A 24,107-nucleotide genomic window follows, 5' to 3' on the forward strand; every position below is an offset into this window, starting at 1 on the left:
ATTGATTATTATCATAATATTTTAATTATCATTAATTTTAATTACATTTAATTACATTAATTAATTTAATTATTATACTAAATTATCTATTTTATGCTAAATTATTTAATGTATTAAATTAATTAAATATATTATAAACGAAATAACAAAATAATTAAATTAGTTTTATTATTTAAATTAACTTTATTTTTAAGTAATTATGGTTTACTTATTTTTAATTTAGAACTATTTTCAATTGGTGTAAAAATGAAACAAGATTTAGTAAAAAAATCTCATGAACTTAGAAGGCGTGGTTTTACGGTTGGAGAAATAGCTGATGAGCTAAATGTTTCAATGGACACAGCTCGATGGTTATCCATGCAGAAACTCGATGAAAAAGAAAAACCAGAAGATACTCCTATTGACTTTGCTATTAATTGGAATAGTTTAGGTGGAAGTTCAAGTAGGCTTAGGTATGTTTCTGCAGCATTAAGTGACATGACTTTAAATTATGGCCAGGCAGATGTTATTGTAGGTATAGCTGTAAGTGGAATACCTTTTGCAACAATGATGGCTGATTTTTTAGAGATAGAGGAAGGCTTTGAAACTTCATTATCTGTATTTCACCCTATAAAACATAGAAAAGATAAAGATAAGGATCAAGAAGGAGCAATCAGCCAAAATTTTGCTCAAGTTAAAGGTAAAAAAGTTATAATCGTTGATGATGTTATAACTAGTGGTAGGACTGTGAAAGAAGTTATTAATGCATTGATTGCTCAAGGAGCAGAACCTATAGCTGTAACTGTATTAATTGATAAGGTTGGAATTTCAGAAATTGAAGGAGTTCCTGTAGAATCTTTAATAAAAGTTAATAGATTAGGTTGATTATTTTAAAAGCAATTTATTTTTTAAAAATAGATTAATTTTTATAATATTAATTTATTTTATATCTTTAATTTTTTAGTTTTTATTTTTTTAAATTTCAATTTTTTATCCATTTTTTTATTATTAATTTTTTAGCAATATTTAAAATAAAATAATCATGATAATGTTTTATTATAATAATATTTTAAGATTCTAGATATTTTCAAAATTTTAATAATATTTTTAAGATTTTAAATTATAATATTAAATTATATATTGGAGTTTTTACAAATCTAATAAAAGTATAAATTTATTATTAAATCTATAATACTAATAAAATCTATAATATTAGTGATTTTATTAATAATAATATTCCAAATAATCTATAAAAATAATATATAACAACAATTTATAAAAATAATTTATAAAAATATTTTTTAAAGGTAGTTTTTAAAAGTTATGAAAAAGTTATTAAAATGAATCTTTTTCTAATCATTACATCTTTTTATGATTTAATATTTAATTATAATTAATATTATAATCATAAATAATTATATTCATAATTATAATATAATTTTAATTATAGTATTATTGTACTTTTTATCATGGAGTGAATATATTGTCAGAAGTATCTTCAAAAGAATTATATGAATTTAAAAGAACTCTTAAAGAATTATCAGAAAAAAAAGGGAGAGGTACTGAGTTAGTATCAGTTTATATACCTCCAGATCGTCAAATTAGTGATGTTACTAAACATATGCGTGAAGAATTAAGTCAAAGTGCAAACATCAAAAGTAAACAAACAAAGAAAAATGTTCAGTCTGCTATTGAAGTTATTGTTCAAAGACTTAGATTATTCCCTAAACCTCCTGAAAAAGGATTAGTTCTATTTGTTGGAATGATACCTAAGGGAGGTCCAGGTACTGAGAAGATGGAGACTTTTATTTTTGAACCTCCAGAACCTATTCAAACTTATACTTATCACTGTAACTCAGAATTCTTTTTAGAGCCATTACAACATATGATGGATGTTAAAGAAGTTTATGGTTTAGCTGTTATTGATAGAAAAGAAGCTACTATAGCTACTCTTAAAGGAAAAAGGGTTGATATCTTAAAACATTTAACTAGTGGTGTCCCTGGAAAACATAAAGCAGGGGGTCAATCTCAAAGAAGGTTTGATCGTTTAATCGATTTAGCTGCACACGAGTTTAAAAAACGTATTGGGGATCATATGAATGATGCGTTTTTAGGCATTGAAGACCTTAAAGGAATTATTTTAGGAGGTCCTGGCCATACAAAAGAAGAATTTCTTAAAGGGGATTATCTTCAATATGAACTTAAGAATAAAGTTATAGCTACTGTTGATACTTCTTATACTGGCGAATTTGGGATAAGGGAAGTTATTGATAAATCTATGGATATTTTAGAAGAAATGGATGTTATGCAAGAAAAACAACTTGTTCAGAAATTTCTTAAAGAATTGATTGATGAACGTGGCTTAGCTTCTTATGGTGAAGATGAAGTAAGAAAAAATCTTCAAATGGGGGCTGTTGATACATTACTCCTTTCTGAAGATCTTATTAAAACAAGATCAACTATGGAATGTTTAAATTGTGGAAACAAAGTTCAAATAACTTATAAAGACCCTAAAGCTGGTGAAGAACTTATATGTGAAAAATGTAATGAGAAAATGAAGGTTTCTGAAGTTAAGGATCTTGTTGATGATTTTGTAGAAATGGCTGAAGAGTTAGGTTCTGATGTTGAAATAATTTCAACTGAAACAGAAGAAGGAATGCAATTATTTAAAGCATTTGGTGGAATAGGAGCTATTTTAAGATATAGGACATAAATATATAATATAAATAGTATAAGTAGAATATAATAGGTAGAATATAAATATAGGATATACTGGATATAGTTAGGATATAAATAAGATATATACCTGAATATTCTAGATTTAATTTATTAAAACTAAGCTTATTAACTAATGATTAATCATATTATGATTATTTGATTATATAATTCAGTAAGGAGATTTATGCATGAATCAAAGAGAAATAGAACTGTTTGGACATATTATAGATTCTTTAATTCTTCCAAAAACCCTTGATATTATCATGGATCAAGGAGGAGATTTTAAAATAATCGATTTAAATGTTGGAAAAAGAAAGTCTGATGTAAGTAGAGCTAAAATTATAGTTTCAGCGGATTCTCCCTCTCTTTTAAATCAAATATTAGATGAACTTAGTGAAATAGGAGCTACAATTTCAGCAATAGAAGAAGTTAAATTAGTTGCTTCTCCTAATGATAAAGTTGCTCCAGATAATTTTTATTCAACCACCAATCATGTTACGCATGTTTTACATAATGGGAACTGGTTACTTGTTGAAAATATTGAAATGGATTGTATGATTATTATTGACATTGATGAAAATAATAGTGGTAAAGCTTATTGTAAGCCAATTGGAAGGATAAAAAAAGGAGATTTAATTGTTGTAGGGAGAGAAGGGATACGTGTAACTCCTCCAGAACGTCCAAGAGGTAAACAGGGTGTTTTTGAATTTATGAATAGTGAAGTTTCTTCAGAAAAGCCTTTGATGAGTATTATTGAAAATATAGCTTCAGAGATTAAAGAAATTAAATCAAGAGGTGGAAAAATAGCTATAGTTGGAGGTCCAGCTATTGTTCATACGGGATCTGCTGATTTAATGGCTAAGATGATTAAGGAAGGATATATTGATGTTGTTTTCGCAGGAAACGCGTTAGCTACTCATGATATTGAAAATGCTCTTTATGGAACATCTCTCGGAGTATGTGTAAAAACAGGAGAAGTTGTTAGTCGTGGTCACACCCATCATATGAGGGCTATTAATACTATCAATGGTTCTGGATCTATTAAAGAAGCTGTTGATGATGGAACTTTAACAGGTGGAATAATGTATGAATGTATTAAAAATAATGTTCCATTTGTTTTAGCAGGATCTATACGTGATGATGGTCCACTTCCAGATGTTATAACAGATGTAATTGAAGCTCAAGAGATGATGAGGGAATATTCAAAGGATGTTGATATGGTTATTATGATAGCTACTATGTTACATTCTATTGCCACTGGGAATATCCTACCTTCAAGAGTAAAAAGTGTTTGTGTTGATATTAATCCTGCAACAGTTACAAAATTAGCTGATAGGGGAAGTGCTCAAGTTTTAAGTGTTGTAACTGATATTGGTGCTTTTTTACCAACTTTATATAATGAATTAGAAAAATAATGATCTCTATATATTTCTTTATATTATTAAAGTATTTTTAAAGATTTTTTCATATTATAACTATTATGATCATTTGGAATAATTATCATCATAATTTTGAACAATTATAATCATTTTAAATAAGTATTATTAATTAAATTTATTATTAATATTTTTATTAATATTCTTATTTATATTTTTATTAATATTTTTATTAATATTTTTATTTTTAAATAACTATTCTTTCTCATCTTTGATATTATGAATCCTAAAAAATTTAATTCAATAAAAGCAAACATTTTAGATGTTTTCACAAATGAAATTTATCCTAGTGAAATATCTATAGAAGATGGTTATATTGTTAGTGTTAATCCTATTTCTAATCTTGAAAATGATGGTGTAGAACTTGATTTCGATGGAATTTTAGTTCCAGGTTTCATTGATGCTCATATTCATATTGAAAGTTCTCTTTTAACACCATCTAATTTTGCAAAAGCAGTTGTTCCTTTTGGAACTACTTCAGTTATAGCTGATCCTCATGAAATAGCTAATGTTGCTGGAATTGAAGGTGTTGAATTTATGATTGATGATGCATCTAAAGTTCCTTTTGATTTTTATTTTTCTGCTCCTTCTTGTGTTCCAGCTACTAACTTTGAAACTAGTGGGGCCTGTTTAGATAGTTTAGCTATTGAAGAACTTTTAAAAATGGATGAAGTTGTATCTTTAGGGGAAGTTATGAACTTTGTTGGAGTTATTAACAATGATAAAAATGTTATTGATAAATTAAAGGTTGCTAAAAAATATAATATACCTATTGATGGTCATGCTCCTTTATTGTCTGGAGCTGATTTAGAGAAATATGTTAATGTTTTTTTAGATGATGATTTTGATAATAAAAATCTGATTCAGGGTCCCTCAACTGATCACGAGTCTATAAGTTTTGATGAAGCTATTGAGAAAAAGAAACTTGGTATGAAAATTATGGTAAGGGAGGGGTCTTCTGCTAAAAATATGGAAGCTCTTTTTAATATAAAAGATAGAATTGGTCTTTGTTCAAATCAAGATTTTTTTGGAGCAGTTTCAGTTGATGATTTTGGGGAAATTTTGAAAAACCCAATTTTTGATTTTTTAGTTACTGATGATAAGGAACCTAACGACTTAAAAGACGGACATTTAAATGTTCTTATAAAAAAAGCAATTTTTCTTGGAATCGATCATATAGAAGCTATTAAAATGGTTACAATTAATCCTGCTAAACATTATAATCTTAATTCAGGTGCAATTGAAGTTGGAAGAAAAGCTAATTTTTGTTTAATCGACAATTTTGATGATTTCAATATTAAAAAAACAATTATTAATGGAGAAATTGTAGCTGAAGATGGAGTTTCTTTTATTAAATCTCAAAAGCCATCTTTTAAAAATACTTTTGTATTGAATGAGAAGAATTCTGATGATTTTAATGTTCATGTAAACTTTAATTCTAATAGTTCTAATAATCCTATTTTCTATATTAACACAAAAGTAATTGAGGTTATTGATGGTGAAATTATCACTAAAAAAATTGATAAAGACCTCAAAGTTGAAGAAGGAATTATTAAAGAAAATATTGAAGAAGATATTCTGAAGTTAGCTGTTGTTGAAAGATATGGGAATAATAATATTTCGAATGCATTTATTAAAGGATTTAATCTGAAAAATGGAGCTATGGCTTCAAGTGTTGCTCATGATTCTCATAATATTGTTGTTTTAGGAACAGAATCTGAATATATGGCAAAGGCTGTAAATCTAATTTCTAAAAATAAAGGAGGCTTAGCTATCGTTTATGATGATGTTGAAAAAATATTAAAACTTCCAATAGCTGGTCTTATGAGTGATGAAGACATTGGATCTGTTTCAAAAGAGCTTTATGAAATTAACAAAATAATTAAAACTTTAGGATGTACACTAGAATCTCCTTTCATGACATTATCCTTTGTATCTCTTTTGGTTATTCCTAGCTTAAGATTAAGTGATAAAGGATTGTTTGATGTGGATGAATTTTCTTTTGTTGATTTGACTAATACTAATAATTAAAGATTAAACTGGTTTTTGTTTTATTGGTTTTATTTTTTATAGTTCTATATTGGATTACTAATTCTGATTAAATTAATTTGTTATAAGTAATTTTCAATAAACATTCTTTAATAAATACATATTTTTAATGAATATATTTAATAAATATTTTAGTATTATTCTGTAAGTAACTTTAAATAAAAAATTATAAATAAAATTTAATTCAAATATATTTTCATGAAAAAACCTGAAATGAAAGTAGAGCCAATTAAAAATGGGACTGTTATTGATCATATTACAGCTAATAAATCTCTCCATGTTTTGAAAATTTTAGGGCTTCCTAATGAAGATATTAATGTTACATTAGCTATGAATGTTTCTTCTGGTAAAGCTGGAAGAAAAGACATAGTAAAAATAGAAAAAAGAGAACTTGATTCTTCAGAACTTGATCAAATTGCTTTACTTGCTCCTGAAGCTACAATAAACATAATAAGGGATTATAAAGTAGTTGCAAAGGATAAAGTCCGTTTTATGAAAGAATTAAAATCAATCATTCGATGTAACAATCCTAATTGTATTACAAATGCTAATGAACCAATTGAATCTAGATTTCATTTGATAAAAACTTCACCAATACTTTTAAGATGCCATTACTGTGAACGATTAATCGATGCTGAAGAAATAGATAAACAGTTTTAGTGATTGTATCTTTAATATTTTTGGTTATAATTATATAATATTAATTTTATAGTTTTATATAATTAATTATAATTTTATATAATTAATTTATGTAATGATTAATTATATTACTTATAATTAAATTAGAAATTATAGTTAAATTATTTAAATTATAACTAGATTATAATTTTATTAGAATTAGCTTTTAATTCTATTATAATTAGGCTATAATTTTATTATACTTTAAAAATCCAAGCATCTGTCTTAGGGAAGCAGTTATACTTCCTGAAGCTATTTTTCCATGTGGAGTTTTAACCTCGCAAGTAACAGCAGGAATACCTTTTAAATTTAAAACATCTTCAAGAGCTCCTGGATATTCTTTACCAGCTATAAGATAATTTCTATAAGGCTGTTTTATTAATCTTGAAATTCCAATTGCCATTCTAGCACTTTTCAATGTTGGAACTTTTGTACCCATTATTATATTTTTACCAGGGTTTCCTCCAGGCATCGTACAATGGAAATCTCCTACTGCATCTATCTTATTTTTCTTTGCAAATAACATTATTTTATTAGTTACACTACCCTTTTTATTAGCTATAGAGTTTAAATTTTTACCATTATAGAATCTTTGATTCTTGGCAGTTGCTTTTGGAGCTACGAATGGTATAACATATATTGTTCCTTTTATATTTTTCTTTTTACTTAGATAATTTATAAGCTTCATTGATGCAACCTGTGATGAAAGCTCACTTCCATGAACTCCTGAAACAATAAGCGTTTTTTTACCTTTACCATTTCCAAATTTAACTATTGGTGTTCCTTTTTTTGCAGCTTTAATAACTTTAGTTGAAATATCTGATTTTGGAATATTCTTTTTTATTAAGCTGTTTTTTGTAACATCTCCTCCAGTACCCCATTTTTCAACTGTAACTGTAGGTGTAGCTGCTGATGCTGCCTGTATTCCAATTAAAAAAATTGATAATATTATTAATACTATAAGTATCCTTTTAAAATTATTATTAATTTTAATATTTTTCATGTTATTTATTATAATTTTTCCTCCAATTTTTTTAAATTTTTTATATTTATTTTTTATAGTTATCTTTTATAATTAGGTTATATTTATCCTTTGCAGTGATTTTTACTAGAAATATTATTACTTTTATTTCTTTATTTTTATTATTTTTATTTTTTCTTTTATTATATCTATCTTTTTTATTATTTTTTATTATAAGTTTTATATTGTTATTTTTATTATTATTTTCAATGTTTTAATGTTGATATTAAATGTTTAGAAAGCCTTTTTGATAATGCTAATATAGTTAAAATTGGTGGTGCTCCTGGTGCTTTTGGTAGAACACTGGCATCACTAACATATAATCCTTTAATCTTTGTTTCAAGATTCAAATCAACAACTTCTCCAATAGCTGCTGTTCCTCCTGGATGAGCTCCTCTAAGATTTGTTGAAATGATAGATTTAGGATCAACTCCTGAATTTATTAAAATAGATCCTGCAACAGCTGAACCTTCAGCTATAAATCTAACATCTTTTTCAGAGTTTTCTTTAATCACTTTTCCATCTTTTATCTGCCCAAAACTATCATCAGGTATTTTAACCATAATACTAAAAATATCAGACTCTTCAATATCATTCTTTTTAAGTTCATTTGCAATAAAACTTGCATAATGTGGTGCAAGAATGTAATTTTCTCCTTTTATGAGACTATTCATTTGAACTTCTTTATTAAATCCAATATCTTTAATTATTCCTCCTATTGTTACAAAAGGATCCATAAATAATTTTTTCCCAGCAGGCAAACCTAATTTTTGAAGTAATTTAGCTGTATTTATAGCTCCAGCAGATGATATAACTATATCTGAAAAGATTAATTCTTCTTCATTTTTTTTATTTTTAACAATAACTCCTTTTACTTGATCAGCTTCTACAATTATTTTTATTACCTCAGTATTATCTAGAAAAACAGCCCCATTTTCAATCGCTTGATTTATAAATTCTATTGATGTCCATTTCGCATCTCTAGGACAACCAAATGCACACTTACCACAAGGTATACATTTTTCATCTTTAATAAATTTCGGCATTTTTATAGGGGTTAAGTTAAGTTTTTTGGATGTTTCAATAAATTTCCTATTACCTATTCCAAAATGATCATCATCCATATCATGAACTGATAATAATATTTCTACTTCATTTAATTCTTCATATATTGAAATTCCCATATTTTCCAATTCTTTTTCAAGAACTCTGATAGCATTTCCTGCAGAAACTGTTGTTGTCCCACCTGCACAGCTTGTTTTTAAAATATCCACCTTATCATCAGAAGGATCGTAATATCTAAAAGCATCACTTAAATTTATACTGGGGCCTTTTTCGATTATTGTTACTGGAATACCTTTTTTAGATAGTTCCATAGCTAGTATTCCACCACCTGCTCCAGATCCGATAATAACAACCATCTTATACTTCCTGTTTCATTTTATAATATTTTTTATAAATATTTTTAAGTGTTTTTTATTTTTAATTTTAACAATATAAAATTTTATTCTTATCTTATTTTATCTTTATCTTAGCTGATATTTTATATTAATGTAATTTATGATTATATTAAATTTATCAAATGTATTATGAATAAATAGATTTATATAAAATTTAGGTTATTAAGATTTAGATCTATATTAAAATTAGAAATAAAATGTTATATTGTTAAAATTAGAAATGAAATTTTATTAATTATATTAATTATACTAATTATATTAATTATTTCTAAAAATATTTGAAAAATAGTTATAATTTTATAAATAATATTTTTATAAGTGATACCTTCATTAATACATTTATAATTAATAGTATTACAATGGTTTAATATAGTTGTAAATATTTTATATAGTTCTTTATAAGTAAGTATTTTATTATATTTTCTATTATATTTTTATTTTAGAAATTTTTAAAATAATATAAAAATAAAAGTAGATTTTTATCTACTAAATAAATGATATGTAAATGCAAGTATAATTATATTTTATAAAATATATTAAATGTAAATAATATTAATTAGCTATATTAATAATTTAATATACTATATTACATAATTAAAAACTTATTCTGCGTCCATCATTTCACCATAGGTGATTTCGATTTCGCAGCCTTTTGGACCACAACAAAAATGTTGTAAATCGAGTTCAATTTGCATTTTTTCACCTCTTGTGTTAAATTTTGTGTTAATTTTATAAGATTTTAAGAATTTTATAATTGTATTAAAATCAACACTTACATCTTTTTTTAAGTTAGTATTAATATAAATATTTTTTGTATTTTCACGAATTAATCTAAAATTTAACATAAAATAATTATACTTATCTAAAATAATAATAACATATTATATTTAGATATCAGTTTAATATTAATCTTTTTGAATACTAAAATTATTAAATAAGAATCATTAAATTATAATTAGTATATTAGATAAATATTAAACTTGGATTTTACTTTTTTAGAATTTTTAATCAATTACATTAACTAACATTGTATTCTGTGAATATGATGTAATGTTTATGACATTCATTATAAAGCTTCTAAAAATCAAATTTGGATAAGAGCTATAATAGCTTTCATCTGAATTATGAATTTCAGAATTATTTAGTTCAGATTTATTTAGTTCAGAGTTGTTTTGGCTATCTGTTTCTTTAAAAACTTTTAAATAGGCTCTAGGTCCATTCCAATTTTTATCTTTTCCTGTAACTGCACAATAATCCGCTCCACAATGTGAACAAGTTAGTTCTCCTTCATAAGTTCCTTTAGGATTAAATACTAATGTTCCATCATGTCCACACAGGGGGCAGTGATTTTCCCAAGTTATTGTATAATCTTTGTATGGCAAACTACTTTTTGCACTTGGCTTTGCAGTTACTGTAATTGTATCTGCTGCCACTGATGATATGGAAAGTAATGACATTATAATTATTAAAGAAATTCCTATAAAGAATTTTTTATTAGTAATCTTCAAAGTTTTATACTCCTTTTTAGTATTTTATAGATTGAATCTTGATTTAAATTGTTTATTTTAAAATTGTTTATTAATTAAATCATCTCTAATTTGATTAATTTTAATTAAACTATTCTTAATTAGACTATTTCTGATCAAATCATTTTAAATTAGTTTTAATTTATTTATCTCTAATTAAATCATTTTTAGCTAATATGTTCCTAATTATTTTGATTATATATTTTTATTCTATTTTTGATTTGTTTTTTAAAATTGTTTTTAATCTCTAAAAAGTATATAATTTATTAGGAGCCATTTTTAACATTATTATTCATTGAACAATCAAATTAAAAGATAATTTTATGTTTATTTTTCAATTTTTTCTGGATTTTTTATTTTTGGTTTAGTTTAATTTTTTCCGTGATTTTAAACTAGATTCTGCCACGATTTTTATTAATCTTGTCATAATATCTCCCCCATAATGACAATTTACATAAATTTGCTTATTATTTTAATTAATTTTGATATATAATATCATAATTTTGAAAATTTTTAAAAAACATTTTCCTTGTTTAATATATTATAATAAGTTATAACTTATCTCTAATTATTCATTTAAGCTCATATTTTCGTTTACTTATTTTTAATTATAAAACATGATATTTAAATGTTCCTCTAAAAACTGTAATAATTCCTTAATTTAACTTATAACTTATACTTTAGGTTTTGTTCATTGTTATGGGCAATATTATTTAATTTTAAAAATTCACAAAAATATTATAATATAATAACTTTTAAAAATAAAGTATTACTCTGATTAAAATATAATTTTAGAATAGTTTTAGAATAATTTATAGTTTTAGAATAAAATTCAGTCTTAGAATAGAATCTAATTACAGAATAAAGTGGCATGGAATAAATGTCATGGGATATATATTATTGAATAAATGGTATTAAATAGATTGCATATAGAATAAATCCTAATTTTAAAATTGAATTAATTTAAAACAAAGTTAACTTTAAAATAGGATGATATTAAAAATAATAAAGGAAAATATAATTGAATTTTTTCATCATAGTTTTTTTTTGTTTTATGGTAGTTTTTTATTTAATAATTATAGAATTTATAGAAAATTTCTTATGTTTTAAATTGGAAATAATATTATATCTGATTATTTATATCTGATTATTTATATTTGATTATTTACATCTGTATATTAGAGATATTTACTATTATTAATATCCAACTATTATTATAGATATAAAAATTAGTATAATATATTAATTATTATTATAATTATTATAAATATATCATTTATATATAGATATGTTAAAATATTATTAGAAACATTACAAATTTAAATATCACGAATCTAATATTAGAAATTTAAATATTATAAATTTAATATCACAAATTTAATATCACAATTTGATATTAGAAATTTAATATTAGAGATTTAAAATATTATAAAATTAAAATTTAAAATATAAAATAAAAAAGTGGATATTAAGTTAGCTAATAATTATTAGGTAGAAATCATTTAATAGAATTATTTATCCAAGGTGGAAAATATGGAAGAAAATTTAGATTATCTTATAAAAACTATTGATAATATTGCTTTAAAAGCTGATTATATTGATATAAAAGCTTCTAAAGGAAATAATACTAACATTATTATGAAAGATAATAAAATTCAGGAAGTTAACACCGGAATTGATATTGGAGCTAGAATCAGAGTTTTAAAAAATGGAGCATGGGGTTTTGCATTTACCAATGATTTGAATAAATTAGATGAAATAGCTAAAACTGCGATCAAATTATCAAATGTTCTAAATGGGGATGTGGAATTAGCTGAAGCTGAAATTGTTGAAGATAATGTTAAAACTCCTAGGAAAATTCCATTTAGTGATGTCACTATTGAAGATAAAAAAGAAATAATAACTGATGCAAGTAAAGCTGCAACTTTAGGCAATGTATCAAGCACTACTGTTAGCTATTCTGATAGTGAATCAAAGTCTGTCTTTGTTAATAGTGAAGGTAGTTCTATTTCAATGGATGAAACTCGGGTAGGATTATTTTTAAATGCAGCTGCATCTTCTGGAGATATTATTCAATTTGGACATGGCAGTATTGGTGGTGCAAAAGGATTTGAAGCTTTAAAGGATCAAGATATTGAAAAATTTGGTAGAAATATAGGTGAAAAAGCAAATAGGCTTTTAAAGGCTAATACTCCTCCTTCTGGTAATTTTTCCATAGTGGCTGATAATGAATTAACTGGAGTTTTTATACATGAAGCATTAGGTCATGCAGTTGAAGCTGATTTAATCCTTCAAAATGATTCTATATTAAAAGATAAACTGAATCAAAAAATTGGTTCAGATATTGTGAATATTATTGATGATGCAAGTGATATGAATGGTTTTGGTTATTATGCTTATGATGGAGAAGGGATTAAAACTAAGAAAAATCAGCTTGTAAAAAATGGTGAACTAGTATCTTTACTTAGTTCAAGAGAATCAGCATCAAAGTTAGATATGAAATCATCTGGAAATGCAAGATCAATAATCAGTGAACAACCTATAGTAAGAATGAGTAATACTTATTTAGAACCTGGAGATATGAGTTTTGAAGAGTTAACTGAAGATATTTCCGATGGAATATATCTTAAAGGTTCAAGAGGAGGACAAGTTGATACTGGAAAAGGAATTTTCCAATTTAATGCTGCTGAATCGTTTAAAATTGAAAATGGTGAAATTACTGATCCTCTGAGAGATGTTTCACTTTCAGGTAATGTATTAGAAACTTTAAAAAATGTTGATGCAATTGGTAGTGATTTTAAACTAGGAATTGGTTTTTGTGGAAAATCTGGACAAGTTGCTCCAGTTGGTGATGGTGGTCCTCATACAAAAATTTTAAATGCTACGGTTGGAGGCAGTAGCTGATATTCTAATTTAATTCTAATATAATCATAATATAATCTTAATTTAATTCTAATTTAACCCTATTTAATTCTAATTTAATCTTAGTTTAATTCTAATTTCATTATTAGATTTTTATGAGGGGGTTGTACATATGTTAAGTGATGATGATGGAAAATATTTAATAAAGATAGCTAAATTAGCTGTTGAAAATTATTTGGAAAATGGAAAGAAAATTAATGTTCCGGAGGATTGTCCTGAACATTTAAAAGAAAAATTAGGAGTCTTTGTAACTTTAAATAAAAATAAAGAACTTCGAGGATGTATTGGGTATCCTGAACCAATAGCTCCTCTTATAGATGCAACAATTGATGTAGCTATTTCTGCAGCTGTAAATGATCCAAGATTTCCTAAATTAACTAATGAGGAATTGAAATATATAGAATTAGAAGTAACTGTTTTAACAAAACCAGAACTTTTAGAGGTGTCTGATCCTTCTAATTACTCTAATGAGATAATTATTGGTCGAGATGGATTAATAATTGAAAAAGGTTTCAATAAAGGCTTACTTTTACCACAGGTTGCAATTGAATACAATATGGATAGTGAGACATTTTTAGCTAATACATGTATCAAAGCAGGTTTATCTTCAGATTGTTGGAATTCAAAGGAAACAAAGGTTTATACTTTTCAAGGGCAAATTTTCAAGGAATAATCAATAATTTAGTATATTATTAATTATTTTACTAATTATTCTATTAATTTTATTATTTATTTTATTAGTTTTATTAATTATTTTTAATATTATTTACTTTACTAATTATTCTATTAATTTTATTATTTATTTTATTAATTTCATTGTTCATAATAATCTTGTTATTTAATTTATTAAAGTTATTAACTTTATTAATTGTTTTTAATATTATTAATTTTATTAACTACTTTATTATTATATTAAAAATATTTTTAATATTATAGAAAATCTTTATTAAGGTAGTTCAATAAAGATTAATTAATACTTTATTAAATATTATTCTGTTTTTATCAATAATTTTTATTAATAAAATTAAAAAGAATTTTTATGAAAGAATTTTTTATTATTCATGATTTATATATTTAGGTTAATATTATGATGATTCCAACTATTCCTACTCCTGATGAACTTTTAGATAAAGGATTTAGAAGAGGAAAAAAAGCAGCAGATTTAGCTAGGACCTCAAAAATTCCAAGACATTTGAAGTCTAAAAGAATTGAAGAAACAAGAGTTATTACAGCTTGTCAGGTAATTAAAGATAGAATTAAGATGATCTTAGATAGAGTTCCTGATATTGAAACACTTCCTGAATTTTATCAAGATTATATTGATATTACTGTTGGTGTAGATGAAATGAAAAAGGCACTTGGTGCTTTAAATTGGGCTTATGGTATTATAACTCAACTTGAAAAAGATTATTCAAGTAGAATTCGTAGATCTTCTCCTGAAAAAGCTTCAACTCTTCAAAAACAAGCATATGGGAGAATTGCTTCTGTTGTTAATAAGATTAAAAAAGATCTTGATTTTTTAGATTTTGCCAAAGCTAATCTTAGAAACATGCCTACCATCGACTTTGAAGCTACTACAATTGTAATAGCTGGGTTTCCAAATGTAGGGAAATCTACTTTACTTCGTCAAATTACTGATGCTACTCCAGAGGTAGCTAACTATCCCTTCACAACTAAAGGGATCCAAATCGGACATCTTGAAAGGAATTGGAAAAAAATTCAGATTATTGATACTCCAGGGCTTCTTGATAGACCAATTTTAGATATGAATGAGATTGAACTAAATGCTATGGTGGCTCTTGAACATTTAGCTGATGCTATTTTCTTTATTATTGATGTTTCAGAAACTTGTGGTTTCTCTATAGAAAGTCAATTTAATCTTTCTTATGAAATTAAAAGGATTTTTGATGTTCCAATGGTTTATCTTTTTAATAAGATAGATATTGCTGATGTGAATAAAAATACTAATGAAAAACTCAAATCTGAGTCAGATATTAGCTATTTAAATGGTTTAGAGGAAACTGATGATTATTTGTTTATATCTGCTTATGAAGGTAAAGGTATTGAAGATATAATTTCTAAATTATCTAGTGTAAGAAAAATAGAAAGAAATAAAAATGAAGATATGGAATTCTATTGATATATTTTTTATATTAATATTATTTTTCTATTTTTTTATTTCTATTTTATATTATTTTTAAACTTTTTTCTATTTTATATTAAATATTATTTTTTAAATTTTTTTTCTAACCAAAAGTTATAATAATGACTTATACTAAATATACTACTAATATTTTTTAAATAATAGAAATAAGCTATTGATTTATATATTATGAAAGATTTATAATTTAAGCTTATTAGGAGATTAAATATGTCTGAAAAACCTAAACTTGATAAAGAGAAATATGATGAAATTGCAGGAAAAGTAGACAAACATGTAGAGAAAGGAAAAAATGTCGCTGGAAGAATGGCTAATGATTTTGGAAAAACAATGGATGATATTCTTGTAAATCTCAAATCATTCCAAAAAGACTTTGATAGTAAAATAAGTGAATATAAAGAAACTGTTCCAAGCAAAATAGACCTTGATTTAATAGATTCTCCAGATACTTTTTATGTGAAAGTAAATCTTCCTGGAGTAGAAAAAGATGAGATTGATGTAGAAATTGTTGATAAAGATTTAACTATAACTGCTTTCTTTGGAGACAAATCTGAGGAAGCTTGTGAGGGAGATTGTCAATTTTTAATTAAAGGAAGAACTTATGGTCCAGCTAAAAGAACTATTTCTTTACCAAATAAGGTAAAAATGGATGATTCAAAAGCAGAATTTAGCAATGGTGTTCTTTTCTTAGAACTTCCAAAAGTTGAAGTTAAAAAGTTAAAAATGGATATTAAATAGTTATATTCTTTTTAATTTCTTATTTTTATTTTTTTCAAATTTTTAATTTTTATAGCTACTTTTTAATAATAATAGTTTTTAATTCTATTAATTGTTTTTATTTTTATACTTATTTTTACAATTATTATTATTTTTATAATTAATATTAGTTCTGATTTTAATATTTATTATTCATATCTTACTTTACCTATATGTCTAGTACTTCCAGGATCCTCACCATTATAGTGTGCTAAGTAAAAGACAAACCATTCAAGAGGTATTACGAGTATAAATGGGGATAATAAATTATTTATATTAGAATAATCTTGCATTCTATAAACTAAAGTTTTAACTCCTATTTTTTCACAAAAATCAATCGCTTTTTGAGTTATTTCATCTGATGGGTATTGTGAATCTAATATGATAATTGGAACATCTTTTTCAGCCCTTTCTATTAATCCATGTCTAAATTCTGATGAATATAATGGGCAAGAATGTTTTAAAGCACCTTCCATTAACATTGTCATAGCTAATTTATAGGCTAATCCAAAGTTTGGACCACTACCTAATGCATAGAATATTTCTTCATCTTTAAGTTCATATGCTAATTTTTTATTTTCTTCTTCAGTTACTTCAATAATCTTTTCCATTAAATCTGGGATTGCTTTAAGTTCTTTTAGAAGTTCATCAGTTTTTTCATAGTCTGAAGCTGAAAATAATATGTAATATAATGTAGATAATTGAGTAACATAAGTTTTAGTTCCTAAGATAGCTTCTTCTCTTCCACACTGTGTCACTACTGAATCTTTTGCTTCTTTTATCATTGAACTATCTTTTTCATTAGATATGGCTATTGTATGGATTCCTAATTCGTTAGCTCTTCTAAGAGCTGCTAATGTATCTGCTGTTTCACCAGACTGAGATGTGAATATAGCTGCTGAGTTTTCTCCATCTATTTTTTTATTATAATAAAATTCATATCCTGTAAAAACATCGATATTTAAGTTAGTTACCATTTCGAGAGCATCTTTTGCTGTATAAGCTGTTGATAAAGAACTTCCACAACCAACTAAATAAATACGATCAACTTTAGATAACTTATTAGCTATTTTTTCCATATTTTTTAATTCTGTTTCAAATGTTTTTCTAATTGAATCAGGTTGTTCGAATAGTTCACTATACATTTTGTATTTCATTTGTATCTCCAACTGATTTGATGTTTTTAAGTTTTTTATCTTAAATAGTTTTATTGATTATCCTATTTAAACTTTAAGATATTTATGGCATTTATTAATATTTATAAGTTAATTATAAAAGTATTATAAATTATTTTAAATTTATAAATTCATTTCATTAAATAACTTTATTAATAATTATTGAAATTTTTATTTTTAATATTTATTTTTAATATTTATTTTTAATATTTATTTTTCATTTTTATAAAGTTAGAAATTTTTCATTTTTTAATAATTTATGAAAATAATTCTAATATTCTATTTAATAATTAAAATTAAATAGTTGATAGATATAAAATAAGTTTATGAGTATTGATTTAAGTTCTGTTGGAATGAAAAAAGGACAACAATATGAAACTATAATAACAACTATTGATAGTGAGGGTAAAAAAAATGGAGCTCCAATTGGTGTTATTTGTAAAGATAAATATAAAGTTATGTGTCGAATATTTAAAGGTAGTAAAACACTTGACAATATTATCTTAAACAATGAATTCATTGTTAATATAACTTTAAACCCTATTTTATTCACATTTGCAACAATTGGAAATATTCCTGAAGATTTTTTTATAGATTCTAATATTGAATATAAGGATAAAAATAATAAAGAAAGTAAGAATAGAAAAAATAATGATAAAAATTTACCTATTTTAAATGATGTTGATGCTTATTTAATATGTAAAGTAATTGATATAAAAAATGCCTTTAAAAAAAGTGATCCTATAAAAAAATCAGAAGCAAAGGTCATAATTGCCAATGTTGAAGATATAGTCTTAAATAATAAATGTGCAAAAGCCCCTAATCGAGGTTTTTATTGTTTAATTGAATCTTTAGTGAATTTTACTAGGATTGATATTGTTGATAGTGAGAAAAAAGATTATTTTTTAGATAGATTTAATGAATCAAAAAGAGTTGTTAATAAGGTAGGAAGTAGTGAAGAAAAAAAAGCTATTGAATTACTTGGAGAAACTCTTAAAAATAAAGGATATGAAACTGATTAGTGTTTTATAAGATATATTTAAAAAACAATTAAAAAGGAATAATTAAAAGAGAACAATTAAAGAGAATAATTAGAAAATAAAATACTAATAATTAATTAAAAAATAATTAAAGTAAAAATACTTTAAAAAACAATTAATTTAAAGTAGAAATATTTTAAAAAAATTTAGTTTAAAGCATAATTTTTAAAAAAACTTTAAAATTAAAAACTTTTTACTTTAAAAATATTTCAACGAATTTTGCATAAACTGGTCTAGTAATAAATACTCCTACTAAAACTCCTAAAATGGTTGTAAATGCAAAACCAGCTAATGTTCCTATTCCACTACTTCCTCTTGCAAATCCAACATATGCTAGAGGTAACATAGCTGCAATTAAAGTTCCTGCTGATGCAAATACAATGAATAATGCATTTTTAACACTCATTCTGGTTCTAGTTCTTCTTCGTTTTTTATTTGTTTCACCTTTGGACTGTCTACCTAGAACTTCATCAGTAATAATAATCTGATCATCAACACCAGTTCCAACTGCTGCAATTAGCCCTGCAATCGCTGATAAGTCTATATTCCAATGAATAATCGAAGCTATTCCCATAACGATAAGTACCTCAGATATACTTGTTATTATTATAGGTATAACTAAAAGAGGCTTTCTATATCTAATGAATATAATACTTGATATAACCAGCATAGCTAATAATCCAGCAATTATTGCCCCATTTAAGAATTGTTCTCCTAGTTCAGCTGATACTGTGCTTGCACCAACAACTTTAATTTGAACCGGAAGTGAACCTGTCTTTAAAACAGTATAAACATTTTGAGCTTGTGTTTGTGCTTCTTCAGGAGTGGAAGCTCCACCTGTAACACTTAATTCTGTAGCTGCTTTTCCATTAGCTAACTCTGGAGCAAGTTCTGGAGGGTTTTCATCAATTAACTTACCATCCAAGTACATATATACTTTTTCTCCACCTTTTCCTTCAGCTAAATCTGCAAATTTTTGAGCTCCGCTTGTGGATACTTTAAATGGAACCATCCATTGTGTGTCAGTTATCTCATACATATCAACCGATGTAATGTCTGCACCAGTAAGTGCTACTGGGGCACTTTCATTACCTATTCTGGCTTCAAATTTACCTGGAGACCCTATCAGTTTTTCAACTTCTTCTGGCGAAACACCCGCCATCTCAATTATAACTAATTGATCACCACTTGATCTGACTTTTACATCTTGAACTCCATATAAATTAAGACGCTTATCTAAAACAGTAGTTACAACATCCATTGTTTCTTTATCAACGGGTTTTTCAAGTTGAAGTTGTATTAATGATCCTCCTTTCAGATCAAGACCTTGTTGAATTCCAAGAGTTGAAATACTAATTGCGCTTGCTAAGATTAATATTATTAATAATATAACTCTTTTATCCTTGAAAAATTCTTTTAAATGTCTTTTCTTCATTTTTTCGCCTCCACATACCATCTAAGAATTCCAAGGTTCATAAACCATGTTGTTAATATATCTGCAACTAATCCGATCATTAAAACTGCTGCAATATTGGTTAAAGTTGTTGCTTCAGGGATTAAGAAAATTGTAACTAAATAAAGAACTACCATTGAAGCAATAGCTGTAATGGACATAGTCATACCAGTTTTCATAGCTTCTCTTGCTCTTTCAACAAGAGTTCCTTCTTTTCTCTTCAATAATCTGGTTGTAAGAAGGATATCAGTATCAACACTATAACCAATTAACATAAGAAGAGCTCCAACAGAAGCTATTGACAAAGGAATATTGAATAAAGACATTCCTCCCATCGAGATAATAATATCTGAAGCTGCAGCTAATATAACAGCTACTGATGGGACTGGTTCTCTAAATATTATAAAGACTGTTATAGACATAAATAAGAATGCAAATGCCATTGCCCAATAAACTTGGGTCATAGCTTCTTCACTCAAAATAGGACCTATTGCATTATAACTTACAACAGTTCCTGTTCCATTCAATGCCTGGCTAAATGCCGTTGAATTCACCTCACTCCCTATTTGAACGGTTATATCTGTACCTATATTACTTAAAACATCTACTTCTTCAACACCTAATCCTTGGTTATTTAAAGAGTCTTTCAACTGATTTTCTAAAGAAGAAGAATTTGTAGGTTGATTCATATCTAAAACTGCCACTGAACCTCCTTTTAAATCTATCCCTTCATCTATTCCATTAAAAGCTATTAATCCTAAAGATATAATTGTTATTATCACAGGTATAATAATTAATAGCTTATAGGAATCCATTAATTTTTTTAACATTAAAGCACCATATTTTAATAATTATATAAACTTAAATCTAATAATTTTGCTATATTTAAACTATCTTCTTCGATTTTTTCAACACTTTTATTTTTAGTTTTAATAGTAAAAGATTCAACTACTCTTGCTCCACGAGCTTGGACTTTTTCACTCATTCTTTCAATAGCAGAACGTCCTCCAGAACCATTCATGGTTGCAAATAGTACAATATCTTTTCCACGCAAATCACATTTATCAATTAAGGTTATTATTGCAGGAGAAGCATTGCTTGCCCAAGTTGGAGTACCAAAATAAATTAATCCATACTCACTCAAGTCTATGTTTGAAGGACTAATTTCAGTCTTATTTTCTCTAAAAGCATCTACTGAAGAAAATACTTTACCAAAAAATCCACTTCTTTTTTTTAAATCTTTTATTTCTATTAAATCAGTATTTAAACTTTCAGAAAGTGTTTTGGCAACAATTCTTGTTTTCCCACTTTCTGAAAAGTAAATTATTATTGTTTTCATTTTATCCCCTATTTAAAAGATATTATTTATTAACTCCTTTCTAATTATTATTTTTAATATTATCTTTAATTATTAAATAATTATTAGTAATTATAAAATAATATTATTATTAATTATAATTAATTATTTAACTAAGTAATTTAACTAATTGATTATTTTAACATAAAATTTATATAAAATTTCAATATAATTTTTAATTTAGTATTATATATTTTTATTATTTATAAAAATTGTTGTTGTTATAAGTTTAAAAAACGAAGTTTTTATTATTTATAATCTTTTTTTTATTAGAGTATTACTAATTATTTTTATTAGTATTAATTATTTTTAATATAAAATTAGTTTTATTATTTAATATATAATTAGTTTATTTTTAATATAATATTATTTTTATATAATATTAATTTTTAGGGTCTCATTCCATAACTATCTATGGCTGCTTCTTCTTTGAAACCACACATTATATTCATATTTTGGATAGCTTGTCCAGAGGCACCTTTAACCAGGTTATCTATAACAGATATAACAACTAATCTACCATTTTCATCTATTTCAAATCCTCCAATATGGGCAAAATTTGAACCTCTTACAGAATTTAAATTAGGAGTTTCTCCATCATCGAGTATTTTAACAAATTGCTCATCTTTGTATTGTTTTCTATAAAGGTTAATTATATCATTTTTAACATCATCAATATTTTTACTATAATCAATATTTTCATCTACTATATTATTTAAGAAACTATGACTAGTAGTAAATATTCCTCTAATAACTGGAACTAAATGGGGAGTGAATGATACTTTAACATTTGAATATTCCCCTAATTCTTGTTGAATCTCAGGACCATGTCTATGACTTGTAATTTTATAAGCAATTACATTATCTGCACAATTTGGATAATGGAATGCCTGATTAGGATTTACTCCCCCTCCACTCACACCTGTTTTAGAGTCTATTATTATATTATCAACTAAGTTATTTTGGGATAATGGAAGATTTGCAAGTATTGCTCCAGTTGGAAAGCAACCAGGATTAGCTACAAGGTCTGCTTTTTTAATTTCTTCCCTATAAATTTCAGGAAGGCCATAAACAGCATCCATAGGTGAAACATGTTCTATTCCATACCATTTTTCATAGGTGGATATATCTCTAAATCTGTAATCTCCACTTAAATCTATAACTTTACCACCAGTTTCTAATAGCTCTGGAACAATATTCATTGATGCTCCATGAGGTGTTGCTGTAAATATAATATCACTATCAATTTTATCTGTAGTAATATCTTTGAAAACTAGTTCTGATCCTTGTATATGGGGGTGTATTTTGTTTACAGGTGTTTTATCATATTGTCTAGATGTAATATTCTTTATTTCAACATTTGGGTGTTTTTGCAATAATCTAATTAATTCCCCACCAGTATATCCACTTCCACCAATAATAGTCACTTCTGTCATTTAAACACCTTGATTGTTTATTTTATTAGATTATATTTTAGTATATTATAAATAAAACTTATATTCTAAATAAAACTTATATTACAAATAAAATTTCAATAATTACATACTTTTTATCAAATATAATATTTTTATAAATATAATAATATTTTATTAAAATTTGATACTTTTATTAAATATTTTATACATAAATAAATATGATTTTTTTAGTATAAATATATTTTTTAATATATTTTTAGTACATAACTTTTAGTACATAATATATTGGATAAAAATAATATATTAGGATAATTTTAATTTATTTAAATTTTTGTTAATCATTAAACTTAAAAATGAGTTTTATTAACTTTTTAGGATTAACAATCTTTTAAACTTTTTTCTGTGAAATCAGAGTTCTTTATTTTTTTTATTATTTTACAACTACTGTCTAATTCAGCTTTTCTATAATTACTTACTCTTTCAACTTCACAGTCGATTTTCTGGTTCTTAAGGTCTTTTTTCAAGTCCTCTATTTTGTAACTTTGATCTGAACCTATTGCGATAATATCTGGGCGAATATCTCTGACTATCTTGAACATATCTGTAGGATGGCCTAAATAAGCTTCATCCACAGGTTTCAACATCCGTATCATTTCTAATCTCTGAGATTCTCCTATTATTGGAATCCTTTTCTTTCTACGGACAGTTGAATCTCTAGCTACAACAACAACTAATTTAACATCTTTTCCCCCTAGTTCTTTAGCTTTTTGGAGGTATAATCCATGTCCAGGATGTAAAAGATCGAATGTTCCAGTTGCCATAACAGTTTTCATTTTTCCACCTTCTTATTTACTAATATTTTCATTGTTCTTATTAGTACTATTATTAATAATATTCTTATTATTTCTATCCTTTATTCTTATCCTTATTATTGTTATTTATTCTTATTATTTTTATTAAT

20 protein-coding genes are annotated in these 24,107 nt (G+C 25.2%); 10 read left to right on the forward strand and 10 right to left on the reverse strand.

Annotation, left to right across the window (positions count from 1 at the left end; translation table 11 throughout):
* Positions 1 to 246 precede the first annotated feature (246 nt).
* The 5 genes from MarbSA_RS09160 (at position 247) to pyrI (ending at position 6,842) form a co-directional block, all read left to right on the forward strand.
* Positions 247 to 864: an orotate phosphoribosyltransferase-like protein gene (locus MarbSA_RS09160; RefSeq protein WP_042703427.1), complete on the forward strand. Its 618-nt coding sequence runs from the start codon at positions 247 to 249 to the stop codon at positions 862 to 864.
* 598 nt (positions 865 to 1,462) lie between these two features.
* Positions 1,463 to 2,692 (forward strand): peptide chain release factor aRF-1, encoded by a 1,230-nt coding sequence (gene prf1, locus MarbSA_RS09165; RefSeq protein ID WP_221061467.1) that lies wholly within the window; start codon positions 1,463 to 1,465, stop codon positions 2,690 to 2,692.
* 193 nt (positions 2,693 to 2,885) lie between these two features.
* Entirely contained in the window at positions 2,886 to 4,112 is a 1,227-nt protein-coding gene (locus MarbSA_RS09170) for an ornithine cyclodeaminase, nickel-pincer nucleotide-dependent (RefSeq protein WP_042703429.1), read from the forward strand.
* A 240-nt stretch (positions 4,113 to 4,352) separates the two neighbouring features.
* Positions 4,353 to 6,164, forward strand: a complete 1,812-nt coding sequence (ade, locus tag MarbSA_RS09175) for an adenine deaminase (protein ID WP_221061468.1) — start codon at positions 4,353 to 4,355, stop codon at positions 6,162 to 6,164.
* 216 nt (positions 6,165 to 6,380) lie between these two features.
* Positions 6,381 to 6,842 carry an aspartate carbamoyltransferase regulatory subunit gene (gene pyrI / locus MarbSA_RS09180; RefSeq protein WP_042703431.1) on the forward strand — a complete coding sequence of 154 codons (462 nt, stop codon included), beginning with the start codon at positions 6,381 to 6,383 and terminating at the stop codon, positions 6,840 to 6,842.
* Positions 6,843 to 7,041: 199 nt separating this feature from the next.
* Here the strand turns inward: pyrI and MarbSA_RS09185 are convergent, their stop codons facing one another.
* From MarbSA_RS09185 to MarbSA_RS09200, 4 genes are all read right to left on the reverse strand, one after another.
* Positions 7,042 to 7,863, reverse strand: a complete 822-nt coding sequence (locus MarbSA_RS09185) for a succinylglutamate desuccinylase/aspartoacylase domain-containing protein (RefSeq protein ID WP_244987868.1) — start codon at positions 7,861 to 7,863, stop codon at positions 7,042 to 7,044.
* A gap of 224 nt (positions 7,864 to 8,087) precedes the next feature.
* Positions 8,088 to 9,302, reverse strand: a complete 1,215-nt coding sequence (locus MarbSA_RS09190) for a GMC family oxidoreductase N-terminal domain-containing protein (protein ID WP_221061469.1) — start codon at positions 9,300 to 9,302, stop codon at positions 8,088 to 8,090.
* Positions 9,303 to 9,943: 641 nt separating this feature from the next.
* Entirely contained in the window at positions 9,944 to 10,186 is a 243-nt protein-coding gene (locus MarbSA_RS09195) for a hypothetical protein (protein ID WP_054835764.1), read from the reverse strand.
* Positions 10,187 to 10,345: 159 nt separating this feature from the next.
* A complete protein-coding gene (locus MarbSA_RS09200; RefSeq protein ID WP_221061470.1) occupies positions 10,346 to 10,849 on the reverse strand; it encodes a Lar family restriction alleviation protein in 504 nt (167 codons plus the stop codon).
* Between the two features lie 1,551 nt (positions 10,850 to 12,400).
* On the opposite strand from MarbSA_RS09200, the gene MarbSA_RS09205 reads away from it, so the two are divergent.
* The 4 genes from MarbSA_RS09205 to MarbSA_RS09220 all read left to right on the forward strand — a co-directional run bounded on the left by MarbSA_RS09205 (position 12,401) and on the right by MarbSA_RS09220 (position 16,688).
* Positions 12,401 to 13,771, forward strand: coding sequence for a TldD/PmbA family protein (locus tag MarbSA_RS09205; RefSeq protein WP_221061471.1), 1,371 nt, complete (start codon positions 12,401 to 12,403; stop codon positions 13,769 to 13,771).
* A gap of 130 nt (positions 13,772 to 13,901) precedes the next feature.
* The gene (locus MarbSA_RS09210) at positions 13,902 to 14,462 is read left to right on the forward strand and encodes a TIGR00296 family protein (RefSeq protein ID WP_054835748.1); all 561 of its coding nucleotides are present in this window, start codon (positions 13,902 to 13,904) and stop codon (positions 14,460 to 14,462) included.
* A 414-nt stretch (positions 14,463 to 14,876) separates the two neighbouring features.
* On the forward strand, positions 14,877 to 15,929 hold the full coding sequence (locus tag MarbSA_RS09215; RefSeq protein ID WP_054835913.1) for an NOG1 family protein: 1,053 nt from the start codon (positions 14,877 to 14,879) through the stop codon (positions 15,927 to 15,929).
* Between the two features lie 231 nt (positions 15,930 to 16,160).
* On the forward strand, positions 16,161 to 16,688 hold the full coding sequence (locus tag MarbSA_RS09220) for an Hsp20/alpha crystallin family protein (RefSeq protein ID WP_054835799.1): 528 nt from the start codon (positions 16,161 to 16,163) through the stop codon (positions 16,686 to 16,688).
* Between the two features lie 167 nt (positions 16,689 to 16,855).
* Here MarbSA_RS09220 and MarbSA_RS09225 read toward each other — a convergent pair whose 3' ends face one another.
* Complete coding sequence (locus MarbSA_RS09225) at positions 16,856 to 17,863, reverse strand: SIS domain-containing protein (RefSeq protein WP_221061472.1); 1,008 nt, start codon at positions 17,861 to 17,863, stop codon at positions 16,856 to 16,858.
* Positions 17,864 to 18,207: 344 nt separating this feature from the next.
* Here MarbSA_RS09225 and MarbSA_RS09230 point away from each other — a divergent pair, with 344 nt between their 5' ends.
* Positions 18,208 to 18,903 carry a DUF447 domain-containing protein gene (locus MarbSA_RS09230; protein ID WP_221061473.1) on the forward strand — a complete coding sequence of 232 codons (696 nt, stop codon included), beginning with the start codon at positions 18,208 to 18,210 and terminating at the stop codon, positions 18,901 to 18,903.
* Positions 18,904 to 19,114: 211 nt separating this feature from the next.
* Here MarbSA_RS09230 and MarbSA_RS09235 read toward each other — a convergent pair whose 3' ends face one another.
* From MarbSA_RS09235 to MarbSA_RS09255, 5 genes are all read right to left on the reverse strand, one after another.
* Positions 19,115 to 20,356, reverse strand: coding sequence for a preprotein translocase subunit SecD (locus MarbSA_RS09235; protein ID WP_221061474.1), 1,242 nt, complete (start codon positions 20,354 to 20,356; stop codon positions 19,115 to 19,117).
* Positions 20,353 to 21,204, reverse strand: coding sequence for a protein translocase subunit SecF (locus MarbSA_RS09240; protein WP_042703449.1), 852 nt, complete (start codon positions 21,202 to 21,204; stop codon positions 20,353 to 20,355). Before MarbSA_RS09240 ends, MarbSA_RS09235 begins: the two co-directional genes overlap by 4 nt.
* Before the next feature lie 14 nt (positions 21,205 to 21,218).
* Positions 21,219 to 21,713, reverse strand: a complete 495-nt coding sequence (locus MarbSA_RS09245; RefSeq protein ID WP_054835545.1) for a flavodoxin family protein — start codon at positions 21,711 to 21,713, stop codon at positions 21,219 to 21,221.
* A 407-nt stretch (positions 21,714 to 22,120) separates the two neighbouring features.
* Positions 22,121 to 23,167, reverse strand: coding sequence for an N-acetyl-gamma-glutamyl-phosphate reductase (gene argC, locus MarbSA_RS09250; RefSeq protein ID WP_221061475.1), 1,047 nt, complete (start codon positions 23,165 to 23,167; stop codon positions 22,121 to 22,123).
* 356 nt (positions 23,168 to 23,523) lie between these two features.
* A complete protein-coding gene (locus tag MarbSA_RS09255) occupies positions 23,524 to 23,979 on the reverse strand; it encodes an FAD synthase family protein (protein ID WP_221061476.1) in 456 nt (151 codons plus the stop codon).
* Between the last annotated feature and the right edge of the window lie 128 nt (positions 23,980 to 24,107).

The organism is Methanobrevibacter arboriphilus (assembly GCF_019669925.1).
GTDB classification, from domain to species: Archaea; Methanobacteriota; Methanobacteria; order Methanobacteriales; family Methanobacteriaceae; genus Methanobinarius; species Methanobinarius arboriphilus_A.

What these genes read in the sequence shown, in the direction of transcription:
- argC (WP_221061475.1), bottom strand. Translation starts at nt 23,167, where the DNA reads ATGACAGAAGTGACTATTATTGGTGGAAGTGGATATACTGGTGGGGAA.
- MarbSA_RS09240 (WP_042703449.1), bottom strand. Translation starts at nt 21,204, where the DNA reads ATGTTAAAAAAATTAATGGATTCCTATAAGCTATTAATTATTATACCT.
- MarbSA_RS09245 (WP_054835545.1), bottom strand. Translation starts at nt 21,713, where the DNA reads ATGAAAACAATAATAATTTACTTTTCAGAAAGTGGGAAAACAAGAATT.
- MarbSA_RS09220 (WP_054835799.1), top strand. Translation starts at nt 16,161, where the DNA reads ATGTCTGAAAAACCTAAACTTGATAAAGAGAAATATGATGAAATTGCA.
- MarbSA_RS09190 (WP_221061469.1), bottom strand. Translation starts at nt 9,302, where the DNA reads ATGGTTGTTATTATCGGATCTGGAGCAGGTGGTGGAATACTAGCTATG.
- ade (WP_221061468.1), top strand. Translation starts at nt 4,353, where the DNA reads ATGAATCCTAAAAAATTTAATTCAATAAAAGCAAACATTTTAGATGTT.
- MarbSA_RS09205 (WP_221061471.1), top strand. Translation starts at nt 12,401, where the DNA reads ATGGAAGAAAATTTAGATTATCTTATAAAAACTATTGATAATATTGCT.
- MarbSA_RS09160 (WP_042703427.1), top strand. Translation starts at nt 247, where the DNA reads ATGAAACAAGATTTAGTAAAAAAATCTCATGAACTTAGAAGGCGTGGT.
- MarbSA_RS09210 (WP_054835748.1), top strand. Translation starts at nt 13,902, where the DNA reads ATGTTAAGTGATGATGATGGAAAATATTTAATAAAGATAGCTAAATTA.
- MarbSA_RS09230 (WP_221061473.1), top strand. Translation starts at nt 18,208, where the DNA reads ATGAGTATTGATTTAAGTTCTGTTGGAATGAAAAAAGGACAACAATAT.
- MarbSA_RS09195 (WP_054835764.1), bottom strand. Translation starts at nt 10,186, where the DNA reads ATGTTAAATTTTAGATTAATTCGTGAAAATACAAAAAATATTTATATT.
- MarbSA_RS09185 (WP_244987868.1), bottom strand. Translation starts at nt 7,863, where the DNA reads ATGAAAAATATTAAAATTAATAATAATTTTAAAAGGATACTTATAGTA.
- MarbSA_RS09215 (WP_054835913.1), top strand. Translation starts at nt 14,877, where the DNA reads ATGATGATTCCAACTATTCCTACTCCTGATGAACTTTTAGATAAAGGA.
- MarbSA_RS09170 (WP_042703429.1), top strand. Translation starts at nt 2,886, where the DNA reads ATGAATCAAAGAGAAATAGAACTGTTTGGACATATTATAGATTCTTTA.
- MarbSA_RS09225 (WP_221061472.1), bottom strand. Translation starts at nt 17,863, where the DNA reads ATGAAATACAAAATGTATAGTGAACTATTCGAACAACCTGATTCAATT.
- MarbSA_RS09235 (WP_221061474.1), bottom strand. Translation starts at nt 20,356, where the DNA reads ATGAAGAAAAGACATTTAAAAGAATTTTTCAAGGATAAAAGAGTTATA.
- pyrI (WP_042703431.1), top strand. Translation starts at nt 6,381, where the DNA reads ATGAAAAAACCTGAAATGAAAGTAGAGCCAATTAAAAATGGGACTGTT.
- MarbSA_RS09255 (WP_221061476.1), bottom strand. Translation starts at nt 23,979, where the DNA reads ATGAAAACTGTTATGGCAACTGGAACATTCGATCTTTTACATCCTGGA.